This is a genomic window from Psychrobacter sp. NPDC078929 (genome assembly GCF_050267985.1).
In the GTDB taxonomy this organism is placed as follows: domain Bacteria; phylum Pseudomonadota; class Gammaproteobacteria; order Pseudomonadales; family Moraxellaceae; genus Psychrobacter.
This window is the reverse complement of sequence record NZ_JBNNFX010000005.1, coordinates 14,888-39,392: the sequence shown is the minus strand read 5'-3', so window position 1 is coordinate 39,392 and position 24,505 is coordinate 14,888. Positions and strand designations below refer to the sequence as shown.

15 protein-coding genes and 1 pseudogene are annotated in these 24,505 nt (G+C 43.3%); 10 read left to right on the top strand and 6 right to left on the bottom strand.

Translation table 11 applies throughout. The annotated features are described in order from the left end of the window. Positions 1–35 precede the first annotated feature (35 nt). Genes ACQKCG_RS04320 through ACQKCG_RS04310 form a run of 3 tightly spaced genes read left to right on the top strand, consistent with a single transcriptional unit; the run spans position 36 to position 3,001 of the window. A complete protein-coding gene (locus ACQKCG_RS04320) occupies positions 36–1,721 on the top strand; it encodes a nitrite/sulfite reductase (RefSeq protein WP_101205907.1) in 1,686 nt (561 codons plus the stop codon). After that, a complete protein-coding gene (locus ACQKCG_RS04315) occupies positions 1,714–2,304 on the top strand; it encodes a DUF934 domain-containing protein (protein ID WP_101205908.1) in 591 nt (196 codons plus the stop codon). Before ACQKCG_RS04320 ends, ACQKCG_RS04315 begins: the two co-directional genes overlap by 8 nt. Before the next feature lie 58 nt (positions 2,305–2,362). Next, complete coding sequence (locus ACQKCG_RS04310; protein ID WP_101205909.1) at positions 2,363–3,001, top strand: phosphoadenosine phosphosulfate reductase family protein; 639 nt, start codon at positions 2,363–2,365, stop codon at positions 2,999–3,001. Positions 3,002–3,074: 73 nt separating this feature from the next. Here the strand turns inward: ACQKCG_RS04310 and ACQKCG_RS04305 are convergent, their stop codons facing one another. Together ACQKCG_RS04305 and ACQKCG_RS04300 are read right to left on the bottom strand one after the other, a co-directional pair. Then, a complete protein-coding gene (locus tag ACQKCG_RS04305; RefSeq protein WP_366925147.1) occupies positions 3,075–3,200 on the bottom strand; it encodes a hypothetical protein in 126 nt (41 codons plus the stop codon). A 2-nt stretch (positions 3,201–3,202) separates the two neighbouring features. Further along, the gene (locus tag ACQKCG_RS04300; protein WP_101205910.1) at positions 3,203–4,048 is read right to left on the bottom strand and encodes a WG repeat-containing protein; all 846 of its coding nucleotides are present in this window, start codon (positions 4,046–4,048) and stop codon (positions 3,203–3,205) included. A gap of 246 nt (positions 4,049–4,294) precedes the next feature. Here ACQKCG_RS04300 and cysG point away from each other — a divergent pair, with 246 nt between their 5' ends. The 3 genes from cysG (at position 4,295) to ACQKCG_RS04285 (ending at position 11,684) form a co-directional block, all read left to right on the top strand. Further along, positions 4,295–5,935 (top strand): siroheme synthase CysG, encoded by a 1,641-nt coding sequence (cysG, locus tag ACQKCG_RS04295; RefSeq protein WP_101205911.1) that lies wholly within the window; start codon positions 4,295–4,297, stop codon positions 5,933–5,935. A gap of 152 nt (positions 5,936–6,087) precedes the next feature. Then, the gene (locus tag ACQKCG_RS04290) at positions 6,088–7,710 is read left to right on the top strand and encodes an exonuclease SbcCD subunit D C-terminal domain-containing protein (protein ID WP_180952652.1); all 1,623 of its coding nucleotides are present in this window, start codon (positions 6,088–6,090) and stop codon (positions 7,708–7,710) included. An 83-nt stretch (positions 7,711–7,793) separates the two neighbouring features. Continuing rightward, positions 7,794–11,684, top strand: coding sequence for an AAA family ATPase (locus ACQKCG_RS04285; RefSeq protein WP_101205912.1), 3,891 nt, complete (start codon positions 7,794–7,796; stop codon positions 11,682–11,684). A 124-nt stretch (positions 11,685–11,808) separates the two neighbouring features. Here the strand turns inward: ACQKCG_RS04285 and ACQKCG_RS04280 are convergent, their stop codons facing one another. Then, positions 11,809–16,656 (bottom strand): NAD-glutamate dehydrogenase, encoded by a 4,848-nt coding sequence (locus ACQKCG_RS04280; protein WP_101205913.1) that lies wholly within the window; start codon positions 16,654–16,656, stop codon positions 11,809–11,811. 458 nt (positions 16,657–17,114) lie between these two features. Between ACQKCG_RS04280 and purD the strand changes: the two genes are divergently transcribed. Then, positions 17,115–18,431, top strand: a complete 1,317-nt coding sequence (purD, locus tag ACQKCG_RS04275; RefSeq protein WP_101205924.1) for a phosphoribosylamine--glycine ligase — start codon at positions 17,115–17,117, stop codon at positions 18,429–18,431. Positions 18,432–18,879: 448 nt separating this feature from the next. After that, a complete protein-coding gene (locus ACQKCG_RS04270; RefSeq protein ID WP_134292207.1) occupies positions 18,880–20,274 on the top strand; it encodes an ABC1 kinase family protein in 1,395 nt (464 codons plus the stop codon). A 134-nt stretch (positions 20,275–20,408) separates the two neighbouring features. On the opposite strand, the gene ACQKCG_RS04265 is transcribed toward ACQKCG_RS04270, so the two are convergent. After that, entirely contained in the window at positions 20,409–21,083 is a 675-nt protein-coding gene (locus ACQKCG_RS04265; RefSeq protein ID WP_101205914.1) for a DUF938 domain-containing protein, read from the bottom strand. 189 nt (positions 21,084–21,272) lie between these two features. Here ACQKCG_RS04265 and ACQKCG_RS04260 point away from each other — a divergent pair, with 189 nt between their 5' ends. Further along, positions 21,273–21,464, top strand: coding sequence for a DNA gyrase inhibitor YacG (locus ACQKCG_RS04260; RefSeq protein ID WP_101205915.1), 192 nt, complete (start codon positions 21,273–21,275; stop codon positions 21,462–21,464). 40 nt (positions 21,465–21,504) lie between these two features. After that, a complete protein-coding gene (locus ACQKCG_RS04255; RefSeq protein ID WP_101205916.1) occupies positions 21,505–22,686 on the top strand; it encodes an aspartate aminotransferase family protein in 1,182 nt (393 codons plus the stop codon). A 113-nt stretch (positions 22,687–22,799) separates the two neighbouring features. Here the strand turns inward: ACQKCG_RS04255 and ACQKCG_RS04250 are convergent, their stop codons facing one another. Together ACQKCG_RS04250 and ACQKCG_RS04245 are read right to left on the bottom strand one after the other, a co-directional pair. Then, the gene (locus tag ACQKCG_RS04250) at positions 22,800–23,699 is read right to left on the bottom strand and encodes a LysR family transcriptional regulator (protein ID WP_057760292.1); all 900 of its coding nucleotides are present in this window, start codon (positions 23,697–23,699) and stop codon (positions 22,800–22,802) included. A 233-nt stretch (positions 23,700–23,932) separates the two neighbouring features. Further along, a pseudogene (locus ACQKCG_RS04245) lies at positions 23,933–24,505 on the bottom strand (DNA polymerase III subunit gamma/tau); the annotation flags it as partial.

Sequence of the window (24,505 nt, the reverse complement as noted above, 5' to 3'; positions counted from 1 at the left end):
GATTTTAAGATTAAAAACAAAACTGAGATTACGTCATGTATCAATATAATTACGCTGACCAGACTTTGGTAGAGGAACGAGTTGCCCAATTTCGCGACCAAACCGAGCGGTTTTTGGCAGGTGAGCTTGCCGAGGAGCAGTACTTACCACTGCGATTGCAAAACGGCTTGTATATCCAGCGTTATGCGCCTATGCTCCGTATCGCCATTCCTTACGGCTTGCTTGCCAGCTATCAGCTACGCAAATTGGCTGAGATTACCCGTAAGTATGATAAAGGCTATGGGCACATGACCACCCGTACCAATATTCAGCTGAACTGGCCAAAACTAGAAGAAGTGCCAGACATTTTGGCTGAGCTTGCGACAGTACAGATGCATGCCATCCAAACCTCAGGTAACTGTATCCGTAATACGACAACGGATCCTTATGCGGGTATCCATAAAGAAGAAATTGCTGACCCACGCCCTTATTGTGAGATTATCCGTCAGTGGTCAACCTTCCACCCTGAGTTTGCCTTTTTACCACGTAAATTTAAAATTGCAGTCATCGGTACCGAAGCGGATCGAGCTGCGACGCAAGTCCATGATGTGGGTCTGCACGTCGTTACCAATGACGCAGGCGAGCTTGGCTTTGAAGTGATCGTTGGTGGTGGCCTCGGGCGTACCCCTATTATCGGCAAAACGATTCGCAAGTTTTTACCTCGTGAGCATTTACTCAGCTATCTGGATGCCGTTTTGCGCGTTTATAACTTGCATGGTCGCCGTGATAACAAGTACAAAGCCCGTATTAAAATTTTGGTTGATAGCTTAGGTGGCAATCAGTTTGGCAAATTGGTGGAGGCTGACTGGGAAGCACATACTAAAGATGGCCCGCTTACCTTGACTGAAGAGAATTTTGACACCGCTGCTAGCTACTTTAGCATGCCTGATTATCAGTCATTTGATGCGCTCGCAGTACAATCAGAGTTGCAAGCACAATTGGCAGACAATAAAGATTTCGCTGATTGGTATAAGCAAAACACCGTGGCACATAAGGTGGACGGTTACCGTGCGGTAGTGATCTCTTTAAAAGCCGGACTGGTGGACGGTCGTTATGTGCCATCAGGTGACTTGAGTGATGCGCAAATGGATGCGCTTGCCGATTTGTCTGATCGTTATAGCTTTGGTGAATTGCGCGGTACGTATCAGCAAAATCTGGTATTCGCTGATGTGCAAACCAATGAGCTTTATGAATTGTGGCAGCAGCTATCAGATTTGCATTTAGCACGCGCCAATATCAACACCTTAACCGACATGATTGTCTGCCCAGGTTGGGATTATTGCTCACTGGCCAATGCGACTACGCACAATATCGCTGAGCAAATCGAAAAGCAGTTTGATGATTTAGATTACTTGTATGATCTTGGTGATATTCGCCTAAACATGTCAGGCTGCATGAATGCTTGCGCCCATCATCACACAGGTGATATCGGCATCTTGGGTGTGGACAAAAAAGGCGAGCACTGGTATCAGATTAGCCTTGGCGGTAACTCTAGTAATGACGCCAAATTGGGCAAAATCTTAGGAAAAGCGGTGCCAGCGGATGATGTGGCCAGCACGCTACAAACCATTTTAGATGTGTATCTCGATATACGCGGCACTAACGAACAAGATGTTGAGGGTTTTGGTGACGTGATTGACCGCGTTGGTATCGCCCCCTTTAAGGAGAAGGTCTATGGCTAATCATCATGTGCTTGATAGCCATGGCGCAGACATCAGTGGCGAAGATACTTGGCAAGCGCTAGCGACAGCGCAGCTGCCTGACGGTATCGCGTTATCAAACCTGACCTTACTTGAGCTGTTACACAAACAAGAAAAAGTTGATGTACTTGTCCCACTAGCAGATTTATTAAATGCTGATGGAAAACTGGCAAACGGTTTGCTAGAGCAAGTATTGGATATCCTCAAGCAGCACAGCAGCCGATTGGGTGTGTGGATCACATCCAACACCGATGCTGATGATCTGTCTGATGTAAAAGAATTTTTATTGACGCAAGACTTGATCGTCATTCATGTCCCAAGTTTTGTAGACGGTCGCGGTTTTAGTTTTGCACAGACCCTGCGTCAGCTTGGTTATGAAGGTGATATTCGCATGGCAGGCGCGTTTGGTCGTGATCAAATCGCTTATTTGCTGCGCGCTGGTGCGACCAGCTTTGTACTCAATGAGCATGATGCTAAATCTGATATTAGCCAAGCCTTCACTGCCCTAGCCAGTAGCTATGATGGTCGAGACGCTTCAGCATTACCGATGTTCTCAAAAAACTGATTTTATTATTCACTATCAAATCGCTATTTTTATATTAACAATTATTAAGGAATGTATTATGAGCCAATTACACCCAAACCTAGATATCGACCAAGCAAACCAAGATTTGCAAGGTAAATCACCTGAGCAAATCGTTGAGTGGGCATTGACGCAAGCCAAAAACCCAATCATCACCACCAACTTCCGTCCGTATGAATCAGCGATCTTGCATTTGGTTGCTAAACAGCGCCCTGATATTACTGTATTATGGGTAGACTCAGGCTACAACACTGATGCTACTTATCAGTTTGCCAACAAATTGATTCGTGATCTTGATCTCAACGTTGTGACTTATATCCCAAAACAAACCGCTGCCCATCGTGACGCCACCATGAATGGCATCCCAGGCATTGACAACCCGCAACATGGCGAATTCACTGAACAAGTGAAACTTGAGCCATTCCGCCGCGCCCTTGCTGAGCTAAAGCCTGACGTATGGTTTAACGCGATTCGTAAAGACCAAACTGAGTTCCGTCAAGGGCTTGATGTACTTAGCTTATCAAAAGACGGCGTACTAAAGGTAGCGCCATTGTTTGAAAAAACCGATGCAGATTTGGATGTATACTTAGATGAGCACAACTTGCCAAACGAGCATGACTACTTTGATCCAACTAAAGTAGAAGAAAGCCGTGAGTGCGGTCTGCACACGCAGTTGTAATTTTAGCTGTTTATGAATTTGAGAAGCCCTTTCTTTGATTTAAGAAAGGGCTTTTTTCAGTTTTTCATTGGACTTAAAACTTGTTTTCTACACGTTTACCTTGTCTATTAATGTAGAACCATTCACCATCTTTTTTGACATAGGCGGTACCATCTTTAAAAGGATCAATAAATGGAATGTCATCATAGTCTAATTCAATTGCTACATCACCATTTTTGTCAATAAATCCATGCTTACCGTTATCATAGACAAGACAAGTGCTAATCCGTTAATGAAGGGGAAGACCATTGCATAGTCTAGCTCTTTGACTACTTGATTCGACCTATTAATGATCATAAACTTATCATCATTATTAACGACGGCTAAACCACCTGAAAACCAAGTCGCACTATAATATTCAATGGGTATCACGATATTATTTAGCCTATCTATAAATCCGAACTTTTCATTTTTTTCAACTGCTGCTAGGCCTTCTGTAAAGGAAATAGTAGAATCATATTCATAAGGAATAACTAACTTATTATTAATATCAATGTATCCATACTTCCCTTCGTTCTCAACTGCAGATAAACCCTCATTAAAACCCATTAAATCATCGTATATTATCGGAATAATTATCTGTCCCTGTTTATCAATGACTCCTCTTCTATTATCTACCCCAACCACAGCTAAACCATCTTCAAATGGATAAGTAAGGCTGTATTTGAGAGGTATAATAACTTCACCCTGCATATTAATGTATCCGGATAAGTTGTCCTTATGAACACTTGCTAGACCTTCTACAAAAGCAATTGGAAAGTCATACTGTGTTGGTATTTTTATCACACCTTGCTTATCGATGAATCCATACTTACTACCTTTTATTACGGGCGCGAGTTCACCATCAAACTCACAGTGTTCATCAAATACAACCCCATTTGGTAACTTATAACCTTCAGCCAACGCGCATTCTGCTAGTACATCTGAACTAACTAGCAACCCTAAAATCAGTCCGAAAAAGACAGTACTTGATTTTTTTAGTCTATTAAACGTATTGTTTTGACTCATTATGATGCCTTCATAATTGTTCTGAATTAAAAAATATAAAATTATGCCCTTCTAAACCTCTAGTACGCCTATCATGTCTTATAAAACCTATTCCCTTTCTCACAAAAAATCATCATTAACATGACAAAAACGAATATACTAATGCCAATTCACTAGGTGAGAGTGTGCTTGTGATACCTCATAATGGCGGCATTCCTTATATCTTTTCTACCTTTTATAATAAACAATTAAATATACGGTGACATTATGAACACCTTCCCGCTATTTTTTAAATTAGAAGACCGTAAAGTGCTCATCGTGGGCGGCGGCGAAGTGGCACTGCGTAAAGCGGATTTGCTCAGCCGTGCAGGCGCCTGTATCACTATACTTGCACCTGATATCAGCCATGAGCTACAAGCTTTGCTAACTGACAGCAAACATAAATTTATCTATAAGAATTATAATAAAACCTATATGTCAGGCGCACGAGTAATCATTGCCGCGACTGATGATGAGACGCTGAATCACCAAATTCATGCAGATGCGACTGAGCTAAACATTCCAGTCAATGTGGTCGATACGCCGCATTTATGTGACTTTATTTTTCCAGCTATTATCGATCGTAATCCCATCGTGATTGGTATTTCATCAAATGGTAAGGCGCCTGTGCTGGCACGTCTATTACGTGCACGCCTTGAGACATTAATCCCGCAAGGCTATGGTAAATTGGCCAAGCTGGCAGGTGAATTCCGCAGTGAGGTAAAAGCCAAAATACCGACGCTTACTGGACGTCGCCAGTTTTGGGAGCGCGCATTTGAAGGTCAGGTCAGTCAGCTCATGTTTGCAGGTAATGAAACTGAAGCGGCTGCACAACTGCAAGCTGATTTGGATAGTACTGCCGCTGCTATCAGTAAGAAAAGCGACAATGCAGATGCGGTAAAAGAGACAGACACGATTGCTTCTACTCTATCTGATGAATCAGAAAAAGAGTTACCAGCCGTTGGCGAAGTTTATATCGTAGGCGCAGGCCCGGGTGATCCAGAGCTGTTGACCTTTAAAGCACTTCGTTTGATGCAACAAGCAGATGTGGTATTTTATGATGCGTTAGTCTCACCGCAGGTGTTGGACTTATGTCGCCGTGATGCTGATAAAGTATTCGTCGGTAAAAAACGCAGCAATCATACAGTTGCGCAATTAGGCATCAATGAGCTACTTGTCAATCATGCCAAACAAGGCCGACGTGTGGTGCGTTTAAAAGGTGGCGATCCATTTATCTTTGGACGTGGCGGCGAAGAGATCGAAAGCCTGCGGGCACATAATGTGCCATATCAAGTCGTACCGGGTATCACTGCAGCCAATGCCGCTGCTAGCTATGCAGGCATTCCGCTCACTCACCGTGACCATTCACAATCAGTGCGTTTTGTGACAGGATTTTTGAAAGCTGGTGCACCTAACAGTAACTTTAAGAGTTTCTTAAATACTGATGAGACGGTCGTATTTTATATGGGTCTGCACTCGCTGGCACGTTTGACTGAAGGCTTGGTTGACGCTGGTCGTAGTAGCGAGACGCCGATTGCTATCGTCTCTAATGCGAGTATGTCCAATCAGCAAGTATTGACAGGTACGCTTGCAACGATTGTTGCCAAACAAGAACAAGCACAATTGCCAACGCCTGCCCTTCTCATCATGGGCGACGTGGTCAGCTTGCATCATGATTTGGCTTGGTATAATTTACAAAATCAGCAGCACAGTCAAAACAGCGATGATATAGCTAAAAATTGGTTGCGTGAAGGCTCAAGAGGTGAAGCAGTAAAACAACCGATAGACCAACAAGCACATGCCCTATCAATGGTCGCAAATCTTGCAACACAGCAAGGAGATGGTCTGGAGCAATTGATTGTTGACTAGCGCTTACTGCTAACCTGCAAAACGATGAGTCTCAAATAAGAAGAAAACCCTACCAGTATATTATTGGTAGGGTTTTCTTTTGGCAACAGCGCAAATCTCAACGATTCTTGCTAGAATGAAGACTTTCTACTGCTCATAATCATAGTCTACTTATGCCCATACCTGATGCTAGCTTGTCTTCTTCTTTGACCACGCAAATGAAACCTTTGACCATATTGCATACCTCAGACTGGCACTTGGGGCGACGCCTATATGGGCGTCTTCGCTATGAAGAGTTTGAGTTATTCCTGCATTGGCTACAAGACACCATCAGCGCACAGCAAGTAGATATATTGATCGTCGCAGGTGATATCTTCGATACCATGACCCCAAGCAATAAAGCCCAAGCGCTGTATTATGAGTTTTTGGGTAAGGTCTCACGCTCCTGCTGTCAGCATGTGGTTATTGTCGCAGGTAATCATGACTCACCGACATTTTTAGACGCGCCAAGCAATGTGCTTAAGTTTTTGAACGTCCATGTGATTGGCACGGCTTGTGATGACTTGGAAGATGAAGTATTGGTCTTGGGTGATGATGATAATAATCCTCATTGCATCATCGCCGCTGTACCCTACCTGCGCGACCGTGATGTGCGTAGCAGTAGCGCTGGCGAGTCCGCAGATAGCAAAGACGCCAATGTTATCGCTGGTATTTGCGAGCATTATGACAATATTGCAGACATTGCGAAGTCTAAGCAAGCCGACTTAATCAAAATGCATCAGCGATATATTCCTATCATCGCAACAGGACATCTATTCGCGTCTGGTGGCAGAACAACCGAGGATGATGGTGTACGCGAGCTATATGTCGGATCACTAGGTAAAATCTCCGCCGATATGTTCAATGATGGCTTCGATTACGTGGCACTTGGGCATTTGCACGTGCCACAGCGCGTTGGCGGTCGTGAGAGTATTCGCTATTCAGGCTCACCCATCGCGATGGGTTTCGGAGAGGCCAAACAGCAAAAGCAAGTATTGCTGGTACAGTTTGGTGCCGCAGAGCATTTTAATAACGACATTTTAGGGTTAAACGTCGCACCTGACGATATTACTCCTCATGCTATCAATATAGATGCTGACATTGGAGTCTCCAAAGTTAAAAAAACAGTAGATAAATTAGCAGAAAAAACCGCTAAAAAAGTGTCTAGTCAGGAACTGCCTTTCATGGATGACTTGTTTGGCTTTGATGAGCCATTAGAAGATGAGGAAGTTAAAAAATCTACTGTCGTAGAAAATACTCCTATTCAGCCTGAGCAATATAAAAGCATTCGAGAAACTTCTACTGACGCCGTGAATAGCAATAAAATTCTACATCGCGATGACGCTAATCAGATGCAAGTAGTATCCCTACCCATTCCAAAGTTCCAACAATTGGCGCAAATATCTGGTGACCTAACCACAATTGAACAAACCATTCAAGCGCTTACACAATCGGACTCTATTTGGCTAGAGATTGTCTATACAGGTGACGAAATCGTCAGTGATTTGCGTGAGCAAGTGCAAGCAATGGTAGAAGGGTTGCCATGTGAAGTGCTTAAGATAAAAAACACTCGTACTTATAATAAAGTCCTCAATCAGCAGCAAACATCTGAGAACTTGCAGGACTTAAATGAAATGGAAGTGTTTGAGCGCTGCTTGACGATAAATGATGTGGCTGATTCTCAAAAAGACTCATTGCGCGATGCCTATGGTCAGATACTTTATAACTTACGTCATGAAGACAAACAGGCAGAATGATATAAGTGACATATCATGACCACACTTCCTTATCTCTCTCAATTTTTCGCAGTTGCGGCTATTACTAATATTAAGACTTATCCATGCGCCTAATCGAACTCAGACTAAAAAACCTCAACTCCCTAAAAGGCGAATGGCATATTGATTTTGCTGATACTGCCTTTACCAATGAAGGTATCTTTGCTATCACTGGGCAAACAGGTGCTGGCAAGACCACCATATTGGATGCTATTTGCTTAGCGCTATATGGTGAGACGCCAAGGATTAATAGTATCAGTAAGAGCAGTAATGAGGTGATGACGCGGCAGACGGCAGAGTGTTTCGCTGAAGTAGTGATTGACTTAAATGGTGAGCAGTATCGCTGCCGCTGGGGGCAACGCCGTGCTTACAATAAAGCAGATGGCAATCTGCAAGATGCGACTCATGAAATCGCTAAGATAAACGTTGATGACTCGTCAAAAGAGAATGAGCTGTTAGAGAGTACCTTAAAGCATACCAAAAACAAGATCATTGAACTGACTCGGATGGATTTTCAACAGTTCACTCGCTCTATATTGCTAGCTCAGGGCAGTTTTTCAGCATTTCTAAAGGCAAAGGCTGATGAACGCGCAGATATTTTAGAGAAAATCACTGGCACTGATATTTACGCTACCATCTCAACACAGGTTCATGATAAGAAACGTACCGAAGAAGAAATTCTCAGCAAGCTACAATACGGTTTAGATGGCTTAATGCTTCTAGATGCTGATGAAGAAAGTCAGTTAAAGGCTGACTTGCAGTCATATCAAAGTGCCCAAAGTGAGCAGCAGCAAACCATTCAAGATTTGTCCGAAAAGATAAAGTGGCTAGATAGCGTGACAGAGTCAAAAGAAAAACTGAATACTTATCAAAATGATCTAGCGCAGGCTCAGCAGGCTCAGCAAGACTTCATCCCTAGTGCCAAACGCTTAATCGCTGCTAATAAAGCGTTGGAGATTGATAGTCAGTTTGGTGAGTTATCATCTACCCGCAAGCACGTTAACGAATTAAGCCGAGAAAAAGCGCAGCTCGAATATGACTTACCTAAGCAGCAAGCACTCACAAAAAGCGCTCGCACACAGCTAGAGAAGCAACTAACACAGCGTCAAGATGCAGAAAACACAATGCAAATTGCACGGCCTAAAATTCAGAAAGCACGTGACCTCGACAACGAGATTGACCAGCAACGTCGCGCTTTAAACGATACACGTGTCAGACATGACACACTTCAGGCAGACGCTGAGCAACTGCTTGAAAATATTGCCGCGCAAAAAAGCATTGCCATAGATAAAGAAAACCAAAGCGCGCAATTGACCGAAAAACTTACCGGTACGGATAATTTAAGCTATTTAGACGGCCATATTGCCATTTTTGATGAAAAGTGCAGTCGCCTAAAAGCGGTAATACATCAAAATTCAGTGCTTTCGCAAGACAAGATACGCCAAACACGTGAATTAGAAGAATACAAAACCGCATTGGTAGTACAACAGCAACGCCAACAAGCACAAAGTGATAAAAATGAAGTCACCCAAAAGCAATTAATCGCACTAAAAAAAGCACAAAGCGAGCTGATTCAAGCGCAATCGGTCACACAGATGCGTGAGACACAAGAGCAGATAGACAGCACTAGCCAGCAGCTCGATCAGCTGCACTTTCATGACCAGCAGCGCCGTGACCTTAACGCACAAGTGATACAAATCACCAGTCACATCGAGCAGCTAGAGAGTGAAATCAATGGCTATGAAAAGTTGATTACAACGAAAAAAGCAAGCCTCAAAAGTACGCAAGAAAAGCACCAAGACAAATTGAATCAGCTACAACTACAACAAAAGGTTGCGGCGCTAGAGAACTATATTGCCGATTTACAAGACGGTACACCTTGTCCTCTATGCGGTGCGCTTGAGCACCCTTACGCTCAAAATCACCCGCACCTTTTACCCGATGACGAAAACTCCCAATTAGCGCAGTATATTAGTGTTTTAGATGAACAAATTACCGAGCTGAATAAAAGCATCACTGCCCAGCAGATTGAGCAGGCAAGTAAACAAAGTACGCTTGCGAGTAAAAAAAATCAGCAAGCCGAACTCACTGCGCAAATACAGCAGCATGATACCGCCATAACAGAACTGCTGTATGTCATCAGCCAGCAGATGAATGATGAAAACTTAGCTGACAGTACTATTGCCAACTTGATACAACCGTTACTGGCGTTGGGTAGTGATAACGATATCGTGCCAGTGCTTACCGCCAGCAAAAACAAATTAGCGACATATAAAGACCGTATCAAAGATTCGTTAGCACTCTATGACAGACTTCTTGAAGATATGAGCCGTTTGCGTAAGACGCTAGAGACGGCGTCACAAGACCAGCAAGTACTAGCAAATGATATCACTGAGCAGAGATACAAAATCACCATTACCGAAAGTAATATAACGGGTATTGACAATAAAATCACAGAGAACTTTGCTGAACTACAAACGCTCATTACCGCCATTTTGCAGCGTATTGACCCTTATGCTGCCAGTAGCTATCCGACAGAGGCGCTGAGCACCTTGCAACGTGCGCCCGAGAACCTACAGTTGTTATCGGCTAGCATTAAACAGCAAAAAATTCTGAGCAATGCAGATTATGATAGTTATCTTGAAGAACTACGTCAGCAGCGCCGCGCCCTCGTACAGCTAAAAGACGCTTTCGCTGAAGATAAGGACAAACAGCAGACAATACAGAGCGACCTTGAACGCATAAAAGCATATATTGAGAATAAAGAAGCACAGCTAAAAAAAGATACCGATTCGCTTAACAGTCTAATGCAAGCGAAGAATAAACAAATAGCTGCACTAACCCAGTTTCAAGACGAACGCGCAGAGGTTTTTGAGGCGGCCGACCTAGAAGCAGCTGAGCGTACGCTTAGAGACACTCTAGAGCAAGCACAAGAGGCGCACAGTGTTGCCCAACGACAACTGGATAAAGAGACGTATAATTTGCAACAGCTCATAAAGCAGCAAGAAAACTTAGCCAATCGTATCGAAGCAGCTACGCAAACCTTAGAAACGCAACATACTGCATTTAATAACACACTTGCCACCTCTAGCTTTGATACGGAAGCAGAATTTTTGGCGGCGCGCCTGCCCATAGATGAGCGTAACGCACTTAGACAGCAGCAACAGCATATCGATTATGCCCTAAAGCAAGCGCAATCTTTATTGGATGCAACACAAAAAACACTTGCAGATAAACAAGCCAATCCGCTGACAGTAGACGATAGAGAAACGCTTACCCAAAAGCAATCACAAGCCCAAGATGAATTTAACAAACGAATTGAGTCAATCGGTGCAATCAGTCAGCGTCTAAAGGACAATGAAGACAAAAAAACCACCCAACAGGCACAGCTTGATGCTATCACTGCTCAAAAGGACAAACTGCAAGTTTGGCAACAATTGCATAAATTGATTGGTTCATCTGATGGCAAAAAGTTCCGTACTTTTGCTCAAGGGCTAACCTTTGACCTTATGGTCACTCACGCCAATACGCAGCTGCAAAAAATGAGCGATCGCTATTTGCTGGCTCGTGATGATAATAGTCCACTTGAGCTAAATGTGATTGATAACTATCAAGGTGGTGAAATTCGCAGTACTAAAAACCTCTCAGGCGGCGAAGGTTTTATCATTAGCCTAGCGTTAGCATTAGGACTCTCACAGATGGCCAGTCAAAATATTCGGGTAGATTCGCTATTTTTGGATGAAGGATTTGGTACATTGGATGAGGAATCCTTAGACATTGCGCTTGATACGCTGACCAATTTACAGCAAGAAGGTAAATTAATCGGGGTGATATCCCATGTTCAGGCCCTAAAAGATCGCATTTTAACCCAAATCAAGGTCGAAAAGCTCTCGGGCGGATTTAGTCGAATCAGTGGTCAAGGATGTCATAAAGTCGTCAGTGAAAAAGCATCATAAGTTAGGTTAATCACTTTACTACTTAATACTTTTAATTAAACCATTTCTTTTAGACAATAAAAAACCACCGAACATTAAGAACGGTGGTTTTTTTGTGCGACAGTTTGGGAGTGATATTACTTCATTACTTAGTAACTAAACCACTAAGCTCACTCATCAATACTGACAACGTTGAAAGACCGATTTGACCTTCTTCATCGTTGCTATGAAGCTCATCTAACTTATTCATCTCTGTGGTGACTGCTGCAAGCTGATCGACGTGTCTTGCTCTCCATTCACTAAATGCTTGCTTAGCATCTGGTTTTGAGAGTACCGCATCCATTAATAGGCGCAAGCTGCGTGACAGCTCGTTCACTAACGCATGGCGTGCACGGCGATCCCAATAGTCTTGCTGTGGTAGGTTCGCAATATTTTCCATCATCCAGTCTAATTGCAATACTTGATAAGCTTCAAAGTATAAAGTTGCAATCTCATCGACAGGACGCTCATATTGCTCAGCAAGCAATGCAGCATCAAGCGCATCGACATGGTACGGTAGCATCGCAAATAGCGTAGCATCATTATCAGACAGCTCTTTTTGCATCAAGCGCTTGGTGTCTTCTTGCAGATATTGTGCAAATTGCTGCTCGATAAAACCACTTGGCTTAGTCAGTTTTTCAACGCTTTCACTAAAGCGGCTAATCATATCAGCGACTTGCAGATTTTGACCAAAGGCATTGATGAACCAGACCACACCGCGCTCAAGTGAATCACGTAGACGTAGCTCAAGGTTCAGCAATAATGTCGCCTCAACTTGATTGTCTAGAGCTTCAAGGGCTTTCCAAGCACGCGATACGTTGAATACATCACGGCTAATCGCATAACCACGTACGATAGTGGCTAGTGATTGATCGGTTTCCTCAAAGAGACGGAATAGCGCTTCAATACCTAAGCGGTTGACCACACTGTTGGTCAAGTAAGTACTGATAATCTCGCGATGCAAACGGTGTTCAGTCATCTCATCGAAGAAGCGTGACGCAAGCTCATCTGGGAAGTACTTACGTAGCTCATTGATAAAGTACGGATCATCTGGTAAATCAGATAGTAGTAGATTGTCATAAACCCACATCTTGCCATAAGCCAAGACCACTGCTAGCTCAGGGTTGGTCAGACCAATATCCGCTTTTTGACGCTTCGCAATCTCTTCATCTGATGGTAGATACTCAATTGCACGATCCAGACGCCCTTCACTCTCTAGCATCTGAATAAAGCGCTGATGATCACTCAGGTTGGCTGCGGCACGAATATGGCTCAGCTCAATCGCTTGTGGTTGTAAGTAGTTTTGACGTAGTACCAATTCTGCTACGGTGTCAGTCATACTCTCAAGCAGCTCATTACGTTGCTTCAGCGTCATATCGCCTTGCTCGACCACTTTGCCGAGTAGGATTTTGATGTTGACTTCATGATCCGAGCAGTTAACACCGCCTGAGTTGTCGATTGCATCTGTATAGATACGTCCGCCCGTTTGAGCGTACTCGATACGACCTTGCTGGGTTAGACCTAAGTTACCACCTTCACCAACGACGGCTGCACGTAGCTCATTACCATCGATACGCAGCGAATCATTTGCACGGTCGCCCACATCAGCATGTGTTTCGTTTGCACTTTTGACATAAGTACCGATACCACCATTCCAGATAAGATCGACAGGTGCACGTAGTAACGCACTGATCAAATCATTCGGTGCAAGGCTGTCTTCACTGATATCGAAGAGCGACTTCATCTCAGGACTGATAGCGATGGTTTTGTCTTGGCGCGAGAAGATACCACCACCTTGACTAATCAATGATGCTTCATAATCTGCCCATGAGGAGCGTGGTAGCTCAAACAAGCGTGCGCGCTCAGCGTACGAGGCTGCCGTATCTGGATTAGGATCAATAAAGATATGCAAATGATTAAAGGCAGCAACGAGCTTAGTATGCGTTGATAGCAGCATACCATTACCGAACACATCCCCACTCATGTCACCAATACCGACAACGGTAAAGTCATCACGGTTTTGGATGTCCATACCGCGCATACGGAAGTGACGTTTGACCGACTCCCATCCACCGCGAGCGGTGATACCCATTGCTTTATGGTCATAACCTACTGACCCACCTGATGCAAAGGCATCATCTAGCCAGAAGTTGTACTCTGCTGCTAGCGCGTTGGCTATATCAGAGAAAGTAGCTGTACCTTTGTCTGCTGCGACAACCAAGTACGGGTCGTCCTCATCATGACGTACCGTGTTGGCTGGCGGGACGATGTTGCCATCTACAATATTGTCTGTGACATCAAGCATGCCGCGTAAGAATGTCTGATAGCAAGCGATACCTTCTGCTTGGAACGCCTCACGACCATCAGCCATGCTCTTGGTTTTTACAATAAATCCGCCTTTAGAGCCTACAGGGACGATTACTGCGTTTTTGACCATCTGTGCTTTGACAAGGCCAAGTACTTCAGTACGGAAATCTTCCATACGATCTGACCAGCGCAGACCACCACGAGCGACTTTGCCGCCACGTAAATGTACAGCTTCGACGCGTGGTGAATACACAAATATCTCAAACATTGGCTTTGGTTTAGGCAAGTTTGGAATGTCTGCTGCCAAGAACTTAAATGACAGACGATCTTTGCGCTGACCATCACTATCGACTTGATAGAAGTTGGTACGTACCATCGCATTGATCAAATCTAAGTACCAGCGCAAGATACGATCTTCATCCAGGCTATCCACATCTGCTAACGCAGCTGTGATTTGCTCTTGAATGGTAGCAGCCTTTTCTTGACGTTCTTCTTCGCTATACTTAGGATTCATACGTGCGTCAAACAAACTACCTAACGCGACACTGATATCACTGTTTTTGACCACAGTTTGCTGAATATAAGCACTAGAGAATGGCGCACGTGCTTGCAGCATATAGCGAGACAATGCACGCAATACGACGACATCATAAGTATCGAGCTTAGTTGTTAGTACCAATTCATTGAATGAATCGCTTTCAACGCGACCTGCCCAGATTTGCTTAAGACTGTCTTCGAACTGACCACGCACGACTTGCATATTGACCGTATCGACATGCTCTAGGGTCAACTCATACTCTTGCATCCAGATAGGTTGCTCTGGCAAGTCAAACTCATAAGTCTGTGCTGAGATAACTGACACACCAAAGTTTTCAAGTATTGGTAATACTTTCGACAAGATAACCGGCTGTTCGCGACCGTACAGTTTTAGATGGAGCTGGTTACGTGCATCGCCTGTTGACTGGTATAAGTGCCAAAGCATTGGTTGCTCTGCGGTCAGTCCCGCCAAACGCTTGGTATCTTCAACTGCAGTGCGAGCATCAAAACGCTCTTGGTAGGCAGCAGGGATATAGTTTAAGAAGCGACGATTTAAAGCATTGGCTTGTTGCTCACCCACATTATCGAGTAACATCTTTTGATAATTATCATCCCATGATTGCATGAGTGCTGATAATTTGGCTTCAAGTGTGGCGATATTGACGTCATTTACTTGACCAGGTACGGTACGTACGTGGACGTGTACACGAGCATGCGCAGATTCGTTAAACTCAGTGGTAAACCCTGAAGACATACCGTTATAGGCGTCTTTTAAGACGTTTTGTACTTTAATACGTAGCTCGGTGTTGAACTTATCACGCGGGATATAGACCAAGCACGAAACAAAACGCTGATAATGGTCAATACGGCTAAATAGACGTAAACTTTTCTTGTCTTGTAGTTGAGTAATGCCCGAAACAATTGGGTATAGCTCTTCGACGCTGGCTTGGAACAGATCATCACGCGGTAAGGTGTTAATCACATGCATCATCTTGTGATGAGCGTGACCGTCACGTGGCAAGTCTGCCATCGCCATAATCTTATTGGCTTTTTCGCGCAACAGCGGTATTTGCTGTACAGTGAGCTGATAGGCTTGTGAGGTAAGCAAACCGATAAAGCGGTATTCACCAATTAGGTTACCGTTATCATCGAACTTATGAATGCCCAAAAAGTCCATATATACTGAACGATGCACAGGTGATACACGGCTTGATTTGGACAGCATTAACACGCGCGGCTCAGTCAATAATTGCTTTAATCCTCTAGGCAATTGGCTAAAGCTTTCTGATAGCTTGTCTTTTTCAGAACCACGTAATAGACCAAGACCACTGTTACCGATTGCGAATAAATCTAAATCGGTCGGCTCAGAAGTCACTTCGATAGACTGACCACCTTCCAAGCGGTATTCACGATACCCTAAGAATATGAAGTGATCGTCTAAGATCCAATCTAAAAATGCTTGGATTTCTTGTTGTGAATAGAATACTTCTGGTAACGGCTTAGTCGAAAGCTCAGTTTTGATATCATTCAACTGCGCACGCATCTGTTTCCAGTCGCCAACGACCGTATCAAGCGTGTCAATTTTTGACATCAGCATCTGTTGAAGTGCTTCCAAGTCTTCGTTGTCTTGGTAAGCAATTTCGCAATGAATCAATGACATATGTGAAGTGGCACTTTCATGTGCACCTTCGATATGGGTAATATCACCATTGTCATCACGCTCAACACTGATAATGATGTTGTAAGTACGATGAACATCGATACCTTCAGCTTCTAGGCTCATCAAAATCGTATCAACTAAGAATGGTCTATCATAAGCTGCGATTTGAATGACAGTGTGCGAGCTGTGAAAGTGCTGCTCTTCTGCTGCTGGGTTTAGTACTGTCAGCTGCGGCTTGCTGCCGTCGTAAGCTTTGAGTAGTGTAAAGTGATGTAGCGCCATGCCCGCCAAGTCAGCATTACTAATCGCCTCTGCAGTTTCTTGATGCAATGGCTGATAATAGCTATGAATAAAATGATCAAATAGCGATTTGTCTTTTTGTACATAACTGGTAGCAATATCGCTTATCTGGCTAATGCGCTCTTTTGCGATACTGAGGGAGTTTGGCATTTCCTGCGTCCTTTTTTTATAGATTTGGTTTAACATTTATTTATTTAAGTTTATCGATTTAGATTGACTACTGTTACTGCATATTCATCATTGGTGCAACGGTGCAGTATTTCCATTCACGCGACTTATTTTATTTTTATAACAGTTAGAAATTTTCTCCTTTTTTGCTCTTATTTTTTATTAATATGTAGCCATCAGAATTTAATACTACCAATATAGTGAAGTGTAACGCACATAAGGCGCGAGCTAAAGTGTACAACATCATTTCATGAATCAGCGATGTGTCGATAACCTTTACTAATGAGACAATGCATTTTTAGACATCGATATGGATGATTCGGTGCTGGCAGGCGGATACTCATGGTAATTGAAGGCGTTTTTTTGTTAGAATATGCCAACATATTTAAGAGCGTACGACTCGCTCACTATTAACTTTAATGCTAAGGGCAAAAGGTATGATGAATATTTTGGTGGTTGGCTCAGGTGGTCGCGAACACGCATTGGCATGGCAATGTGCAAAAGATGACAATGTAAAAAATGTCTACATCGCTCCTGGCAATGCTGGCACCGCCCTTGAGCCTAAATGCCAAAACGTTATGCTAGAGTCTACCGACGCTGACGCAGGCGAGCACAGTGCTGTTATCGCCTTTTGTCAAAATAACGATATCGACATGGTAATTGTTGGTCCAGAAGCGCCTTTGGTTACGGGTATTGTTGATGCTTGTCGTGAAGCAGGTATCAAATCATGGGGCCCAACAGCATACTGTGCACAGTTAGAAGGCTCAAAAACTTTTGCTAAAGAGTTCATGGAACAAAACAATATTCCAACCGCTGCTTATCAAGGTTTTACAGACGCAGTCGCTGCAAAAGCCTATGTCGATGAGCAAGGCGCGCCTATCGTTATCAAAGCAGACGGCCTCGCTGCAGGCAAAGGCGTTATCGTTGCTGAAACGATCGAACAAGCACATGAAGCTATCGACGATATGTTAGCGGACAATAAGTTCGGTGATGCTGGTAGCCGTGTGGTTATCGAGCAGTTCTTACAGGGTGAAGAAGCCAGCTTTATCTGCATGATTGATGGTGACAATATCCTACCAATGGCAACCAGCCAAGATCACAAACGTGCTTTTGAAGGTGATACCGGTCCAAACACTGGTGGTATGGGTGCCTACTCTCCTGCTCCAGTTGTTACCAGCGATGTTCATAACAAAGTCATGCAGCAAGTGATTCAACCAGTAGTCGATGCCATGAAACACGCAGGCCATCCTTATACTGGATTCTTATACGCTGGTCTTATGATTGATAAGGCAGGCGACCCTTATGTCATCGAGTTTAACTGCCGCTTTGGTGATCCAGAAACGCAGCCTATCTTAATGCGTTTACAGTCATCAATGGTCGATTTGGTCGCACAAGGCTTGGCAGGTCAGTTACCTAGTGAAGCAAAATGGGATGCGCGCCCTGCTCTAGGTATCGTTGTCGCATCAAAAGGCTACCCTGAAACTTCATCTAAAGGCGATGTGATTGCTGGCTTGCCAGAACTAGATCCTAATAACGACGAAGCTGTGAAAGTTTTCCATGCTGGCACGGCTTTTTCTAACGATAATGATAAAGAAGTCGTCACAGACGGCGGGCGCGTCTTATGTGTGACTGCGCTAGCAGATAGTATTTCTGATGCTCAGCAAGCAGCATTAGCAGTTACCGCTGCTATTAGCTTCGATGGTGCGCAGTATCGCCGTGATATTGGTCACCATGCCATCACTCGCGAAAATGCTTAGTAACTAAGGCGTACTAAAAACATATTGGGTAACGTCTTGGGTAATATTTTAGATAACGCGAAGGTTTTGCTCAATGTGTTTGATTAATAGAATTTCTATATTTTATAGCTCTACATCACTATTTGACCTAGCATCATGCTAGGTCTTATTTTTTAGTATCTTTTTGATACTGACCTATTGGCTATAAATAGATTTCACTAAATTTTAATAGTCAGTGAACTTGCTAGAAAATACTAACTATTTATAAATCATACTTAAATTAGTAAGCACCTATTTATCAATAGTTACCGCTAGACATTGGCTTACAAAGTAACTATCAATGGCCAGCTCAGGCTCATAAAACCAACGCGCTTTATATGATACAATTTTGTACCTGTGCATCACGTCTCCCTTGTATTGTAGGTTTCGAACCCGCAAATCAATACCAATTGGATGAATGATTATACTTATGGCAAATGATACGTCTAAACCTTTTAGCAACAAGCAATCAATCGATAGCCTAAAAACCTCAGGGTTTGATCGTCGTATGTCGATTGCAAAAACTTCTTTGAATATTGGTCGTCGTTGGGCGGGTAATAGCGTGTCTGGTATGTTCTTAAATAAAGAGGCACGTACTGCACGTAATCAGGCGTTTATGGAAACTCAGGCGAATTATCTGGCATCAGAGCTGGGTAAATTGAAAGGTTCGGTCGTCAAGATTGGTCAAATGCTAGCGATTTATGGTGAGCACATACTGCCGCCAGAGATCACGCGCGCTTTGCAAACCCTTAATGATGACACGGCGACATTGACTTGGCCGACGATTGAGCAAACATTACGCCAGTTACTGGGCAACAAACTAAACGAGCTAGACATTGATCCTGTTCCCATTGGAACTGCTTCTCTTGCCCAAGTTCATCGTGCGACCGTGCTCGCCACTGGCGAACAAGTTGTGTTAAAAATTCAGTATCCGGGTGTGGCAGACGCTATCAATTCTGATCTTGCCTTGTTCAAACGATTGTTAAAAGTAAGTAATATCGTTCCCCAAACACGCGCACTCGATGCTTGGTTTGAGGAAATACGTGACCTACTCCATCACGAAGTTGATTATGAAGCTGAAGCGGCTACGACAGAACGTTTTTACGAGCGTTTAATTGATGATCCGCGCTATATCGTGCCTAAGATCAATCGCACTTATTCTAAAAAGCGTCTGCTATGTATGTCATACGAGCCAGGTATCACTGTGGTCTCGGAAGCACTGCAATTACTACCTCATGAACGCCGTAATGCCATTGGTCAAGCGGCTATTGAAATCATGATGCAAGAGATTTTTGTATGGGGCGAAATGCAGACCGATCCTAACTTTGGTAATTATCTGGTGCGTGTGAGCGAAAACGAAGAAGATATCGATAGATTGGTTTTGCTAGATTTTGGGGCGATTCGTCAATTTGATGGCAACTTATTAACGATTGCTCGTGGTCTACTACGCGCAGGATATCGCCATGATCAGCAAGCAATGAGCCTTGCTATGACAGGATATGACTTTTTCGATAGCATGAGTAATAAAGTTCGTTCAGATATTGCTTCGTTATTTTTGCTTGCTACCGAGCCTTTTAGTGATCCTGAGAAAAACGCTAATATCCCTAGTGAATGTTTGGATGAGCAAAATCGCTATATTTGGGCCAACAGTAAATTACATTCACGCCTATCCACTACGGCTACACGCGCAATGCAATCTTTTGAATTTAATCTACCACCAAAAGAATTCATGTTTATTAGCCGCAAGTTTATCGGTGCATATACCTTTTTGACTGTTTTAGATGCTCATACCAACTCCAATAGCCTTGTAAAACCTTATTTATAAAATGTGTAAATTTTGAGCCGTCCTTTAGTGACGGCTATTTATTGTTTTAATTTTATTTGCTTAGGCTATTTTATATCTAATATTACTAACTTTACTGTGTATCACTGACATAAGCCCTATATTTACTTAGGCTATTATTTTTCGCTTATAGCACTTACCTGCCAATCATCGAATCTTGTTTTATACCACTTTGGCTTACGAATACTTAGCTCCCAACACACCTCTTGTCGGGCAAGATATTTCACTTCGAAATGAGTGCGCTGACTGGTCGCTGGTACTCGAGAACGTGTTGATGGTAGACACCACACTTTGGTTGCTTGGTGTTCTGCATTGTCCATATAGGATTCGATATTAGTGACTAATATCACTTCTCCGCCCACCTGCAAGCGTGATAAGAGAAACTCAAAAAAAGGCATGTTCAGCCATTGCTGATTTGGATTGTGCTGTTCAGGATTGGGATAAAGAATGAAGATTTTAGCCAAGCTGTTTGGTTTGATTGCATGCACTGTCCATGCAATCGCATCCGCATGAATCGCGTCTAGGTTTGATAGATTTTGTAGAGTGGCTAATTTTGAGAATGCTTCAAATTTATTACGCGTGCGTTCAATGGCTATCAGATGCTTATCAGGATTTTGTGCGGCAAAGCTAAGTGCATGCTTACCCTTCCCTGCCCCAATCTCTAGCATCAACGGTTTTTCATCTTTATTGTCATTGATGATATTTGGAATAATAAAGTCACGCGGTGCTGACAGTTTTTGTGGTTGAAAGGCACGCTCTTGCTGATGCGTGAGATCAATATTGTCGGTCATCTACTATCCTTAAAGCATTTGTCTTTTGTCATTATTCGGCCCCATGCTATTATATAGTCAATCCAATTGAATAGTAATACAGCGATAGCAAGTACGCCTCGTTTCGTCGTAATTTAAATGACGGATGCGTTTTCTGCTCGTGCCATATGCAACCAATACTAATAACATTTAGGACATTGCTCTTTTCTTATGACTGACTCTACTGCAAACACGCCTCCAAAGACCTACCCTTGTCCACGTTGCAGCACTCAGACGGCCTGGCAAGACAATAAATACAAGCCGTTTTGTAGCAGTCGCTGCAAGCTGATCGACTTAGGTGCTTGGGCAAACGAAGACTACACCTTACCTGCAGAAACCACGCCTTTTTCTGACGAGCTATAACCCACACTTTTACTCAATTATTATATCAAGGATGCTTTACATGTCTGCTACTTACCTGATGCCCACTTATAATCGTCAACCAATCAGCTTTACACGCGGTGCAGGCAGTTGGCTCTATACCAAAGATGACACGCCTTACTTAGATGCCTTGACTGGTATTGCGGTATGCGGCTTAGGACACTGTCATCCACAAGTCACTGACGCGATTCAGCAGCAAGCAGGTACGTTAATTCATACAAGCAACTTGTTCGGCATTGACTGGCAAGAGCGTGCTGGAGAGATACTATGTACCGCAGCCCAAATGGACAGTGTGTTTTTTGCCAATAGCGGCGCCGAGGCCAATGAAGCTGCATTGAAACTGGCACGTTTATACGCGTACAAACAAGGCTTTAAACGTCCAAAAGTTATCGTAATGGAGCAATCGTTCCATGGTCGTACGTTATTATCTTTGTCAGCTACTGCAAATCCAAAAGCGCGAGAAGGGTTTTATACACTAGATGAGGATTTTATTCGTGTGCCATTTGGCGATATCGAAGCTGTCAAACAAGCTGCTCAAGAACATGATGATATCTGCGCTATCTTTGTAGAGCCGATCCAAGGCGAAGGTGGCCTAAACACTGCTGCCAATGGCTTCACTTATCTTGAAGATTTGCAAGCAGAATGTGACGCTCATAACTGGCTATTTATGCTGGATGAAGTGCAAACAGGTAATGGCCGTACGGGTAGATATTTTGCTTATCAACATAGCAATGCTCGCCCTGATGTGTTGACGACAGCCAAAGGTCTAGGTAATGGTTTCCCAGTTGGTGCGTGCATGGTACGTGGCCGTGCCAATGGTTTGTTTGGTGCTGGTAGTCATGGCTCTACTTATGGTGGCACACCATTGGCCAGCCGTGTGGTACATAGCGTATATGACGTGCTAGCAAATAGTAATATCATGGAAAACGCAGTGACTGAGGGTTTATTCATTAGAGAAAGTATCGTTGATACATTTGGCCAACATGGCGTTAGTAGTCGCGGTGCAGGTATGATGATTGGTATCGCGCTACCTGAAGATATGGATTGTAACCAACTGGTAGATCGTGCCCGTGATGAGCAAAAGCTGATCATTAATGTGACGGGTGGTCATGTTGTACGTTTGCTGCCACCACTTAACATGAGCCGTGATGAAAGCACACAAGTTATTGAGCGTTTAATTAATTTATTAAAGCCATCATTTTAAAGCATGCTTTAACGTTAATAATAGACAACAAAAAAGCCTATAGATGATTCATTATCTATAGGCTTTTTGCTAACTGCTAACTAAAAACGTTTCGTGCGTAGTGAGAACAACACTTAATTTGCATGGAAGTACTTTTTCAATACTTCTAGACAACGAGTAATTTTAGCTGGCTGTTGGTCACGATTTAAAGTGACCGCATATAGCACAAAGCTTGGTAATTGATAGCCAGTCAACACTTCTACCAGCTCACCACTCTCAAGCTCTTTTTTGACGTCCATTTCTAACATTCTAACCAACCCGTGACCTTCTTTAGCCAACGTCGTTGCCATAAACACGTTATTGGTATAGATACGCGAGTTCATTTTGACACGCGTTTTTTTGCCAGTTTCAGTCTGAATCATATCGATCTGATTGGCATCTTTCATGATTTCAATACAGATTAATTGATGCTCAGCCAAGTCTTTAGGCGTATTTAGTTTACTGTGCTGACGCAAATACTGAGGTGAGGCAACCAATAATTGGCGCACATCAGTCAATGGATGACTGCTCAGACTAGAGTCATTAATCGATGGACTCATGCGAATAGCAATATCTATACGCTCATCAATCATATCAATATAATGATTGTCTGCTAGATAGGTGACGCTAAGATCATCATGTGCCGCCATCCAAGTAGAGAGTGCTGGCAATATGTGATTAACACCAAGCTCAGGCGTGGTCGATACACGCAAGCTACCTGCTAGCTCATCACGCAATTGATTAACTTTGATACGCCCTTGCTCCGCTGCACTGACGACGTCTTTTGCCGCTTCATAAAAGCTCTCACCAGCTTCTGTTAAGCTTAGCTTACGAGTTGAGCGATGTAGCAATACCACGCCAAGCTCGTTCTCTAATGAACGAATTTGCTGACTGACTGCACTGGTTGTAATACCTAGCTCACGTGCTGAGCCACTAAAAGAGCCATGTCCGACCACACTGGCGAACACAGCCATACCGCGTAAATTATCCAACATATTCTCACCTAAACGTCATTTCAGTTTTTAATATAACTTAACCATTATAACGACTTTACATTCATCTTATCGTTATCAAATGGTTCTCTCTTGTTTGATAAATATATTTTGACCCGTAATAAAAACAAAAATATCAAGATGATATATCGCTATCACCTTGATATTTAATATAAAACTACGTTCAATATATAAATATACTTTCAAATACTTTGACCAATCACTGCTCTAAAGTTTCAATACAGCTGTACTTTACCCATTTTCCCTTCACCGCGTTCAGTCAAATACTGCATCACTGGTGTTTTTAGTAATTTCGTTTCAGCAACGGTTTTCGCTTGCTCTAAACGTTTTTTCTGTCGGCGCTCTGGGGTTTTATCTTCGGTCTGCATGATACTACTATCAATTTTCAAGTCAATGTCAGCTTGCGTAAATTGCTGTTGTAGCTTAGCTGCCAATTGCTGAAAAGTGACCTGCAAATGCTTACTATCAACACTGGTCAAAAACGTGGCTTTGCCATTGCATTGACCAGTCATTGTACCTTGTCGTGCCAGTGCTAGCTCATCTTGTGCCAATACCTCGCCTTCACGAGCAGTTTGTAACCAGTAGTCCCACTTTTCTGGGTTCCACTCGCCTGTCAGTTCTTGAGGTGGACAACGCAGCAACGTGCGTGGATCTTCATCAGAGTGGGCTATTAATTGAGAATCATTTGCGCCAGGCTCAACAATTGGTTCAGGCTCAACAATTGGTTCAGGCTCAACAATTGGTTCAGGCTCAACAATTGGTTCAGGCTCAACAATTGGTTCAGGCTC

What these genes read in the sequence shown, in the direction of transcription:
- ACQKCG_RS04250 (WP_057760292.1), bottom strand. Translation starts at nt 23,699, where the DNA reads ATGTTGGATAATTTACGCGGTATGGCTGTGTTCGCCAGTGTGGTCGGA.
- ACQKCG_RS04290 (WP_180952652.1), top strand. Translation starts at nt 6,088, where the DNA reads ATGCCCATACCTGATGCTAGCTTGTCTTCTTCTTTGACCACGCAAATG.
- ACQKCG_RS04255 (WP_101205916.1), top strand. Translation starts at nt 21,505, where the DNA reads ATGTCTGCTACTTACCTGATGCCCACTTATAATCGTCAACCAATCAGC.
- ACQKCG_RS04280 (WP_101205913.1), bottom strand. Translation starts at nt 16,656, where the DNA reads ATGCCAAACTCCCTCAGTATCGCAAAAGAGCGCATTAGCCAGATAAGC.
- cysG (WP_101205911.1), top strand. Translation starts at nt 4,295, where the DNA reads ATGAACACCTTCCCGCTATTTTTTAAATTAGAAGACCGTAAAGTGCTC.
- ACQKCG_RS04270 (WP_134292207.1), top strand. Translation starts at nt 18,880, where the DNA reads ATGGCAAATGATACGTCTAAACCTTTTAGCAACAAGCAATCAATCGAT.
- ACQKCG_RS04310 (WP_101205909.1), top strand. Translation starts at nt 2,363, where the DNA reads ATGAGCCAATTACACCCAAACCTAGATATCGACCAAGCAAACCAAGAT.
- ACQKCG_RS04320 (WP_101205907.1), top strand. Translation starts at nt 36, where the DNA reads ATGTATCAATATAATTACGCTGACCAGACTTTGGTAGAGGAACGAGTT.
- ACQKCG_RS04300 (WP_101205910.1), bottom strand. Translation starts at nt 4,048, where the DNA reads ATGAGTCAAAACAATACGTTTAATAGACTAAAAAAATCAAGTACTGTC.
- ACQKCG_RS04285 (WP_101205912.1), top strand. Translation starts at nt 7,794, where the DNA reads ATGCGCCTAATCGAACTCAGACTAAAAAACCTCAACTCCCTAAAAGGC.
- purD (WP_101205924.1), top strand. Translation starts at nt 17,115, where the DNA reads ATGAATATTTTGGTGGTTGGCTCAGGTGGTCGCGAACACGCATTGGCA.
- ACQKCG_RS04315 (WP_101205908.1), top strand. Translation starts at nt 1,714, where the DNA reads ATGGCTAATCATCATGTGCTTGATAGCCATGGCGCAGACATCAGTGGC.
- ACQKCG_RS04260 (WP_101205915.1), top strand. Translation starts at nt 21,273, where the DNA reads ATGACTGACTCTACTGCAAACACGCCTCCAAAGACCTACCCTTGTCCA.
- ACQKCG_RS04265 (WP_101205914.1), bottom strand. Translation starts at nt 21,083, where the DNA reads ATGACCGACAATATTGATCTCACGCATCAGCAAGAGCGTGCCTTTCAA.